Below are 10570 nucleotides of genomic sequence, written 5' to 3' on the forward strand. Positions count from 1 at the left end.
AGAAGAGCCCGCAGGAGCCGGTCGGTCGCGCCGGGCTCCGCCGAGCGCCCCGATTGTGTAGGGAAAGCGCGGTCGGACCGCTCCTACGCTCCAGCACGGAGTTCTCTGTCCATGCTTACAGTGGTTGGGGTGATTCGGCGTCATGACGAACGACGTCCGCAGGCCGTCCGGTACCGGCACGTCCCAGGACACGATGGACAGCCGACACGATCCGGTCGTGATCGTCGGTACGGCGTGCCGCCTCCCCGGCGGTGTCACCACGCCCGCGGAGCTCTGGCGGCTGCTGGTCGACGGCGGTGACGTGTTCGGGCCGTTCCCCGACGACCGCGGGTGGGACGTGGCCGGGATCTACGACCCGGATCCGGGCAAGCCGGGTCGGACCTACGTCCGGCGCGGCGGTTTCCTCGACGACGTCGCGGGGTTCGACGCCGACTTCTTCGGGATCTCCCCGCGCGAGGCCGAGGCGATGCACCCGCAGCAGAGGCTCCTGCTGGAGGAGGCGTGGCACCTGCTCGAACGGGTCGGCGTCGACCCGACGCGGGTGCACGGCAGCGCCGTGGGCGTGTTCATCGGCTCGGAGAACCACCAGTACGGCCCCGGTACGGCGAACGCCGACGGTGGCGCGGAAGGCCACCTGCACACCGGCACCTCCGCTGGCGTGAACTCCGGGCGGCTGGCCTTCCAGCTCGGGCTGCGCGGGCCCGCCATGACCGTGGACACCGCCTCGTCCGGCGCGATGGTCGCCCTCCACCTGGCGGCGCGGTCGTTGCGCCACGGCGAGTGCAAGCAGGCCATCGTGGGCGGCGTCGCCGTCATGCCGACGCCGGGGCCGTTCCTGGCCTTCAGCCGACAGGGCGCCCTGGCCCCCGACGGCAGGTGCAAGCCCTTCAGCGCGGACGCGGACGGCACGGCCTGGAGCGAGGGTGTCGGCCTGCTGCTCGTGGAGCGGCTGTCCTACGCGCGGGAGCAGGGCCACGAGGTGCTCGCCGTCCTGCGCGGGTCCGCGGTCAACCACGACGGCGCCAGCCCGTCGCTCACGGCTCCGAGCGGGGCCGCCCAGGAGCAGGTCATCCGCGACGCCCTCGCCGACGCCGGGCTCCGTCCGTCCGATGTGGACGCGGTGGAGGCGCACGGCACCGGCACGAGGGTGGGCGACCCGGTCGAGGTCGCCGCCCTGCAAGCGGTCTACGGCGACGGCCGGACCGCGGACGACCCGCTGTGGATCGGCTCGGTCAAGTCGAACGTCGGCCACACCCAGGGCGCCTCCGGGGTGGTCGGCGTCATCAAGATGGTCGAGGCGCTCCGGCACGGCGTGCTGCCCAGCACGCTGCACGTGGCCTCCCCGACCCCCGAGGTCGACTGGACCTCCGGCGTCGCCCTGCTGGCTGAGCACCGCGAATGGGCGGGCGGGGACGGCCCGCGGCGCTGCGGGGTGTCGTCGTTCGGGATCAGCGGGACGAACGCGCACGTGGTCCTGGAGCAGGCTCCCGCCGTCGACCCGGTCGGACCGACCGGTGGGGGACCGGCCGTCGTGCCCTGGGTCCTGTCGGCGAAGTCGGCCGCCGCGGCGCGCACGCAGGCCGCGAACCTGGTGTCGTGGCTGGAGGAACGTCCGGACCTGGGGGCTGTCGACGTCGGGCGGTCGCTGGTCGCGGACCGGACCGCGTTCGACCACCGGCTGGTCGTCGTGGGCCGGGACCGCGACGAGCTGGTACCCCGGCTGCGAGCGGCCGCCGACGGTCTCCCGGCGGCCGGTGTGGTCGGTGGTGCGGACGCCGCCGCGGACGGCCGCAAGGTCGTGATGGTCTTCGCGGGGCAGGGTTCGCAGTGGGCCGGGATGGGCAGTGCGCTGCTGGACACCTCACCCGTGTTCGCCGACTGGGTCACCCGGTGCGACAAGGCGTTGGCGCCGTTCGTCGACTGGTCGCTGGTGGACGTGCTGCGTGGTGCTCCGGGCGCGCCCGCGCTCGAGGGCGACGAGGTCGTGCAGCCCGCGCTGTGGGCCGTGATGATCTCGTTGGCCCAGATGTGGCGGTCGCTCGGCGTGGAACCGGCGGCCGTGGTGGGGCACTCGCAGGGCGAGATGGCCGCCGCCTGCGTGGCGGGCGCGCTCTCGCTGGAGGACGGCGCGCGGATCGTGTGCCTGCGCAGCCGGATCGTCGCGCGGAAGCTGGCCGGGATGGGCGGGCTGCTGTCCGTCACCGCCTCCCGCGCGCGGGTGGACGCGATGCTGGCGCGCTGGGACGGCCTGCTGTCGGTGGCGGCGGTCAACGGCCCGGCCAACGTGGTGGTCGCCGGTGAGCTCGCGGCGCTGGCGGAGCTCGCCGCCCGGTGCGAGACCGAGGGGGTGCGCGCGAAGCGCGTGCCGATCGACTACGCGTCGCACTCGGCCCAGATGGAGGCCGTCCGCGACGAGCTGCTGACCGGTCTGGCCGGGCTGAGCCCGCGCACGGGCGAGATCCCCTTCATGTCCACGGTGGACCCCGGCTGGGTCGACACGGCGGGCCTGGACGCGGACTACTGGTTCCGCAACCTGCGCTGCACCGTGCAGTTCGAGCCCGCCGTGCGCCTGCTGCTGGAGTCCGGTCACGACCTGTTCCTGGAGTCGAGCCCGCATCCGGTGCTCACGATCAGCGTCGAGGACACCGTCCGGGACGCGGGCGCCGAAGCCGTGTCCGTCGGGTCCCTGCGCCGCGGTGACGGCGACCTCGACCGCGTGCTGACCGGGCTGGGTGTCCTGTTCGCGGCCGGTGCCCCGGTGGACTGGGCCGCGGTGTTCGGCGGCGCCGGGACCAGGGTCGAGCTGCCCACCTATCCCTTCCGGCACCTGCGGTTCTGGATGGACGCGAGTCCCGCGGGCACCGGTGACCGGGGACCCGGTGTCGGGCACCCGTGGCTGAGCGCGGTGGTGCCGGTGGCCGGGTCCGAGGTCGTGGTGCTGACCGGCGGGCTGTCGGTGGCCGAGCAGCCGTGGCTGGCCGACCACGCCGTGCTCGGCAGGCCGGTGTTCCCCGGCGCCGGGTTCGTCGAGCTGGCGCTGCGGGCCGGACGGGAGGCGGGCCTGGACCGGATCGACTGGCTGGACCTGACCGCACCGCTGGTGCTGCCGGACCAGGACACCCTGCTGCTGCAGGTGCGGATCGACGGCGTGGACGGCCGTGACCGCCGCCGCGTCGACATCCACTCCCGGCCGGACTCGGCGTCCGACTGGACTCACCACGCCACCGGCGCGCTCTCGGCCGTCGGGGACGAGGCCGTGGCCGGTTCCTCCGGGGTGTGGCCACCGGTGGGCGCGGAACAGGTGGAGCCCGCGAGCCGCTATCCCCGGTTGGCCGAGGCGGGACTCGCCGTCGGACCGGCGTTCCGCGGGATCCGGTCGCTGTGGCGGCGCGGCGGCGAGGTGTTCGCCGAGCTCGTCCTGCCCGAGCGGACGCGGTCGGGCGCCTTCGGGCTGCACCCGGCACTGCTGGAGACCGCCGCCAGGGCCTGGTCGTTCGCCACGGCCGACGACGCCGAAGGAGTGCCGTACCCCACGTCCTGGGCGGACGTCGTGGTGCACACGGGCGGGACGTCGGTCCTGCGCGTGACGATGGCCGCCACCGGGGCCGACAGCACGTCGCTGGTGGCGACGGACGACCAGGGCGTGCCGGTCGTCTCGGTGGGTGCGTTCGAGACCCGGCCGGTCGCGGCCGAGACGCTGGTCGACGTCGCCGCGGTGCCGGGCGGCCTGTTCGGCCTCGACTGGGTGCCCGCGCGGTCCGGGGCGCGCGAGCCCGCGTCCGCGCCGGTGGTCCTGGGGGCGGACGTGCTGGGGCTCGCGGACGTCCTGCGGGACAACGGGGTCTGGGCGATCACCGCCGCGGGCGCGGCAGACCTCCCCGCGGACGCGGAGCCGGTCGACGTGCTGATGTGCGTCCCCGGCGGGGACCAGGACCCGGCCTCGGCGCGTGCGTCCGCCGACGCCGCGCTGGACGTGGTGCGGCAGTGCCTCGACCGGAACGGGTCGGACCGGGTGACGGTCGTGACCCGCGGCGCGCACACCGGAGAGGACCTGACCGCCGGAGCCGTCTGGGGAGCACTGGGCGCCGTGCAGGCGTCGCACCCCGGCCGGGTGCACCTGGTCGACCTCGACGCCCCCGCGGATGCCTTGCTGCTCCGGGCGTTGGCCGCGGACGAACCGCGGCTGGCGGTCCGGGACGGGCTGCTGCTCGTCCCCGTGCTCGGCCGGGTGACCGCGGGGCGCACGCCGGTCGACTGGTCCCCGGACGGGACGGTGCTGGTCGCGGGCAACCCCCAAGGGGCGGCCGGACGGCTCGCCAGGCACCTGGAAGCCGAGCACGGCATGCGGTACGTGGTGCTCTACGACCCCTGGGACGGCGGCGCGGTCCGCGACGTCGTGGCGGCCGAGCAGGCCGAACACCCGGTGACGGCCGTCGTCGTGGCCCCCGACCACGCCGACGGGTCGTCGTGGGACAACGCCGACCTGGCCTGGGCCCTGCACGAGGCCACGCTCGACCTCGACCTCCGGGCGTTCGTCCTGTTCTCCTCCGCGGCCGCCGTGACCGGCGAGGCCGCCGGGGCCGAGTTCGCGGCGGACGCGTACCTGACCTCGTTGGCACAACAGCGGAACGCGCTCGGGTTGCCCTCGCGGGCCTTGGCCTGGGGCACCTCGGCGGACGGGCTGACCGAGACCGGTCGCGCGGCACTGGTCCGCGCCGGACTGCCGCCGTTGACCGACGAGCAGGTCGTGCCCCTGTTCGACGCCGCCATGACGGCCGACCGGCCGGTGGTGCTCCCGATGGCCGTCGACCTGCGCGCGCTGCGAGCTCGCGGCGACGTGCCGCCCCTGCTCCGCGGCCTGGTGGAGACCAGGAGCCAGGAGCCGGAGGTCGTCGAGCCGCAACCGGTCGCGACCACGCGGTTCGCCCACCTGCCGGTCGACGAACGCCACCGGGCCTTGGCCGATCTGGTGCTGGCGGAGTCGGCCGTGGTGCTGGGGCGTTCCGCCGCCGACCGGCTCGACCGCACGCGCGAGTTCCGCAAGCTGGGCTTCGACTCGCTGTCCGGGGTCGAGCTGCGCCACCGGCTCGTCGCGGCGCTCGAGGTGGACCTGCCGACGTCGCTGATCTACGACCACCCCACCCCCGACCGCCTCGTGGAGTTCCTGTCCGGCAAGCTGTTCGGCGATGCTGCCGACGCCGGTGGCACGACCGCCGTGGCCCCGGCCGACGCGGGCGAGCCGATCGCGATCGTCGGCATGGCGTGCCGGTTCCCCGGTGGGATCAGCTCGCCGGAAGACCTGTGGCAGCTCGTCGTCTCCGGGCAGCACGTGCTCTCCGACTTCCCGACCGACCGGGGCTGGGACCTGGAAGGCCTGTTCACCGGGGCCAGCTCGACGCGGTCGGGCGGTTTCCTCGACGACGTCGCGGCGTTCGACTCGGACTTCTTCGGCATCTCGCCGCGCGAGGCGCTGGCGATGGACCCGCAGCAACGCCTGCTGCTGGAGACCTCGTGGGAGGCGCTGGAGCGGTCCGGCATCGCGCCGTCCTCGGTGCGCGGCACCCGGTCCGGGGTGTTCATCGGGACGTTCGGCAGCGGGTACGCCTCCCTGGTCGCCGACCGCGACGACGCGCAGGGCTTCGTCATGACCGGGACGACCCCGAGCGTGCTGTCCGGTCGCCTGTCCTACTTCCTCGGCATGGAAGGGCCCGCGGTCACCGTCGACACGGCTTGCTCGTCGTCGTTGGTGGCGCTGCACTGGGCGGAACAGGCGCTGCGCACCGGTGACTGCTCGTTGGCGCTCGCGGGCGGGGTCACCGTGATGTCGACCGCGGACACGTTCGTCGAGTTCTCCCGGCAGGGCGGGCTGTCGTCGGATGGCCGGTGCAAGGCGTTCTCCGACTCGGCCGACGGCACCGGCTGGTCCGAGGGGGTCGGGATGCTGGTGCTGGAGCGGCTTTCCGACGCCGAGCGCCTTGGCCACCGGGTGTTGGCTGTGGTGCGTGGTTCGGCGGTGAACCAGGATGGCGCGTCGAACGGTCTGACGGCACCGAACGGTCCGTCGCAGCAGCGGGTGATCAAGCAGGCGCTGGCCAACTCCGGCCTCTCGCCGTCCGAAGTGGACGTCGTCGAGGCGCACGGCACGGGGACCAGGCTGGGCGACCCGATCGAGGCGCAGGCGTTGTTGGCGACCTACGGGCAGGACCGCGATCGGCCGTTGCTGCTGGGGTCGGTGAAGTCGAACATCGGGCACTCCCAGGGTGCGGCCGGTGTCGCCGGTGTGATCAAGATGGTCATGGCCATGCAGAACGAACTGCTCCCGAAGACCCTGCACGTGACCGAGCCGTCCTCGCACGTGGACTGGTCGGCCGGCGCGGTCGAGCTGCTGACGGAGCAGGTGAAGTGGCCCGCCACCGGCAAGCCGCGGCGGGCGGCCGTGTCGTCGTTCGGCGTCAGCGGGACGAACGCGCACGTGGTGCTGGAGCAGGCCCGTGCCACCGGTGCCCGACCGGTGCGGGAGTCGACCGGTCCGGTGCCGTGGGTGCTGTCGGGCAAGTCGGCGGCCGCGGTGCGCGAGCAGGCCGGGAACCTGGTGTCCTGGTTGGCGGACCGGCCCGACGTGCGGCCGGTGGACGTCGCGCACTCGCTGGTGTCGACGCGGTCGCTGTTCGACCACCGGGTGGTGGTGGTCGGCTCCGGCCACGACGAGCTGGTGGCCGGCCTGCTCGCGGCCTCGGCGGGTGTCTCGGCACCCGGAGTGGTGTCGGGCGAGCGGGGGGAGGGGGAGCGGAAGGTCGCGTTCCTGTTCCCCGGTCAGGGTTCGCAGTGGGTGGGCATGGGTGTCGCGCTGCTGGACGCGTCCCCGGTGTTCGCCGAGTCGATCGCCCGTTGTGCCGAGGCTCTGGCGCCGTTCGTGGGGTGGTCGTTGGTGGACGTGCTGCGTGGGGCTGATGGTGCGCCGCCGCTTGCGGGTGATGATGTGGTGCAGCCGGTGTTGTGGGCTGTGATGGTGTCGTTGGCCGCTGTGTGGCGGTCGTGGGGTGTTGTTCCCGCTGCTGTGGTTGGTCACTCGCAGGGTGAGATCGCGGCTGCGTGCGTGGCGGGTGCTCTGTCCCTTGAGGACGGTGCGCGGATCGTCTGCCTGCGCAGCCGTTTGGTGGCGAACGAGCTGTCCGGTCGCGGTGGGATGGCGTCCGTGTCCGCGTCCCGTGCCGATGTGGAGTCGCGGCTGGTCCAGTGGGACGGGCGGCTGTCTGTCGCGGCGGTGAACGGGCCGTCGAACGTGGTCGTCTCGGGCGAGGTCGAGGCGTTGGACGAGTTGATCGCCGCTTGTCTCGCGGAGGGGGTGCGGGCGAAGAAGGTCGCCGTCGCGTACGCGTCGCACTCGGCTCAGATGGAGCAGTTGGAGGGCGCGATCCTGGAGGGGCTGGCGGTTTTGGAGCCGCGGTCGAGTGAGGTGCCGTTCCTGTCGACGGTGACGGGTGACTGGTTGGACACCTCGACGATGGACGCGGGCTACTGGTTCCGGAACCTGCGGGAGACGGTCCAGCTGGAGACCGCTCTGCGGGTGTTGTTGGAGTCCGGGCACGGCGTCTTCGTGGAGTCGAGCCCGCACCCGATCCTGACGGTCGGTGTCGAGGACACCATCGAGGACGCGGGTGCGGATGCGGTGTTGGTGGGGTCGTTGCGTCGTGACGACGGTGGCTTGGACCGAGTGTTGACAGGGCTGGGGGCGCTGTTCGTGGCCGGTGTCCCGGTGGACTGGGCTTCGGTGTTCGGCGGTGCGGGGGTGACGGTCGACCTGCCCACGTACGCCTTCCAGCACGAGCGGTACTGGCCGGAGGCCACGACCGGCGCCGGTCTGACCCTGACGTCGGTCGACGTCGCGGGTGGACGGGGAACGGTCCTCAGCGGAGAGCTGTCGATCCGGCGGCTGCCGTGGCTGGTCGACCACGTCGTGGCGGGCCGGGTGTTCTTCCCCGGCACCGGTTTCGTGGAGCTGGTGACCAGGGCGGCCGACGAGGTCGGGTGCGACCGGATCGAGGAGCTGACCCTGACGGCACCGCTGGTGCTGCCCGCCGAAGGCGTCGTCCCGGTGCAGGTGTGGCTCGGCCCGGCGGACGAGGAGGGCCGCCGCGAGCTCGGTGTGTTCTCCCGTGCCGACGAGGAGTGGGTGCGGCACGCCGGTGGCGCGGTCGTGGTCGGGACCAAGTCCGTCGACACGGCCTTCGCGGCCGGTCAGTGGCCGCCGCGCGACGCCGAGCCGGTCCCGATCGAGGGCTTCTACGAGGAGATCGTGGACGCGGGTCTGGCCTACGGGCCGATGTTCCGCGGCCTGGTGGCGGTCTGGCAGCGGGGTGACGAGGTCTTCGCGGAGACGGCGCTGCCCGAGGCCATCCAGGACCAGGCGGGTGCCTACGGACTGCACCCCGCGCTGTTCGACGCGGTGCTGCACCCGGTGTTCATCGCGGACCTCGGGGTCGAGCCGGGCGCCCTGCCGTTCTCCTGGGAGGGTGTCGGCCTGCACGCGACCGGTGCGTCCTCGCTGCGCGTGCGGATGACGCGGACCGGCGACACCGTGTCGATCGTGGCCGCGGACCACGCTGGCGCACCGGTCGTGGTCGTCGAGTCGCTGTCCCTGCGCCTGATGTCGGGTGACCGGGCGGCCGGTTCCGGCGGTCCCGGCCGCGACTCGTTGTTCGCGGTGGACTGGACGCCCGTCCGGCCGGAGACGACCGCCGACCTCGGTACGCCGGTCGTGCTCGGACCGGACGTGCTCGGCGTCCGCGCCGGACTGCGGGCCGCGGGTGTCTCCTGCGCCGAGGCCGCGGACGTGGCCGCGCTGCGCGCGGGCGGTGTGGTGCCGAAGGTGGTGGTGACGTCGGTCGTCGGCCACCACGACGTGGTCGCGTCGACGCACGGGTTGGCCGGCGACGTGCTCGAAATGATCCAGCAGTGGCTGGCCGCGGAGGAGCTGGCCGACTCGCGGCTGGTGGTCGTCAGCCGGGGCGCGGTGTCCGGGGACGACCTGGCGGCCGCGGCGGTCTGGGGACTCGTGCGGTCCGCCCAGATCGAGAACCCGGACCGGTTCGTCCTGGTCGACTGGGACGGCGGGGACCTGCCGCTGGCCGCGGTCCTCGGGTCGGGCGAGTCCCAGGCCCTGCTGGAGAAGGGGGAGGTCCGCGTCGGCCGGTTGGGCCGGATGTCCGGGGTCGACCCCGGACCGCACCTCGGCTGGGACCCCGACGGCACCGTGCTGGTCACCGGTGGGACCGGCGGCCTCGGCGGGGCGCTGGCCAGGCACCTGGTCGTGGAGCACGGGATGCGGAACCTCGTGCTGCTCAGCCGGTCGGGACCCGCCGCGCAGGGAGCCGCCGAGCTCGTGGCCGACCTGGAGGCGAACGGTGCTTCCGTGGAGGTCGCGGCGTGCGACACGGCCGACCGCGACGACCTCGCCGCGGCACTGGCGCGGATCCCGGCCGACCGCCCCCTGACCGCCGTGGTGCACACGGCCGGTGTCCTGGACGACGGTGTGGTCGAGTCCCTGTCGCGGGACCGGGTGTCCGGGGTGCTGCGGCCCAAGGTCGACGGCGGCTGGCACCTGCACGAGCTGACGCTGGGGATGCCGCTGCGGGGCTTCGTCGTCTTCTCGTCCGTGGTCGGCGTGATGGGCAACGGCGGTCAGTCCGGCTACGGCGCCGGGAACGCGTTCCTCGACGGCCTGGTGGTCACGCGGCGTGCGTCGGGACTGCCCGGCGTGTCGCTGGCGTGGGGCGTGTGGGACTCCGGCACGGGGATGACGGGGAGCCTGCTGGACCGGGACATGGCGCGGTTGGGCCGCGACGGTGTCGGTGTGCTGTCCGTGCCCGACGGGCTGGGGCTGTTCGACGTGGCGGTCGGGTCCGGCGCGGTGAACGTTGTTCCGGTGCGCTGGGACTGGACCGCGCTGCGCACGCGCCTGGTGGTGCCGTGGGTGCTGCGCGGGCTGCTGGGCGTCCGACGCCGTGCGGTCGGGTCCGGATCCCCTGGTGCCGCGGCCGAAGGTCTCGCCGGACGCGTGCGCGGGCTGGGACCGGAGGAAGCGCGGACCGCGGTGATGGCCGTGGTGCGCTCCGAGGTCGGCGTCGTCCTGGGACTGGGCACCGGTGCCGGGGTCGAGATGGGGCGGGAGTTCCGGAAGCTGGGGTTCGACTCCCTGCTGGGCGTGGAGCTGCGCAACCGGCTCGGCGTGGTGACGGGGCTGAGGCTGCCCGCGACGCTGGTGTACGACCACCCGTCACCGGAGGCCGTCGCCGACTACATCCTCAAGGACGTCACCGCGGGCGACCCGACGGCGCGCCCCGGTTCACCCCTGGACGAGCTGGACCGGTTGGAACGCGCGCTGAACGCGTCACCACCGGAGGACGACGAGCACAAGGCGATCGCCGACCGCCTCGAAGTGCTCGTGCTGCGGTTCCGGCAGCCGATGCGGTCGACGGCCGCGCGATCCGAGGACGAGATCAAGTCGAGCTCCGTTGGCGAGCTCCTCGACCTGATCGACCAGGAGTTCGGCCCCGCCTGAACGACCATT

General features: G+C 73.7%; 1 protein-coding gene. It reads left to right on the top strand.

Annotated elements, in window-relative coordinates; translation table 11 throughout:
- Positions 1-142 precede the first annotated feature (142 nt).
- Entirely contained in the window at positions 143-10561 is a 10419-nt protein-coding gene (locus CLV43_RS24185) for a type I polyketide synthase (RefSeq protein WP_106189553.1), read from the top strand.
- The last annotated feature ends 9 nt before the right edge of the window (positions 10562-10570 follow it).

It is taken from the genome of Umezawaea tangerina, from assembly GCF_003002815.1.
GTDB classification, from domain to species: Bacteria; Actinomycetota; Actinomycetes; order Mycobacteriales; family Pseudonocardiaceae; genus Umezawaea; species Umezawaea tangerina.

Coding starts and splice junctions, on each gene's coding strand:
- CLV43_RS24185 (WP_106189553.1), top strand. CDS start 143: ATGACGAACGACGTCCGCAGGCCGTCCGGTACCGGCACGTCCCAGGAC.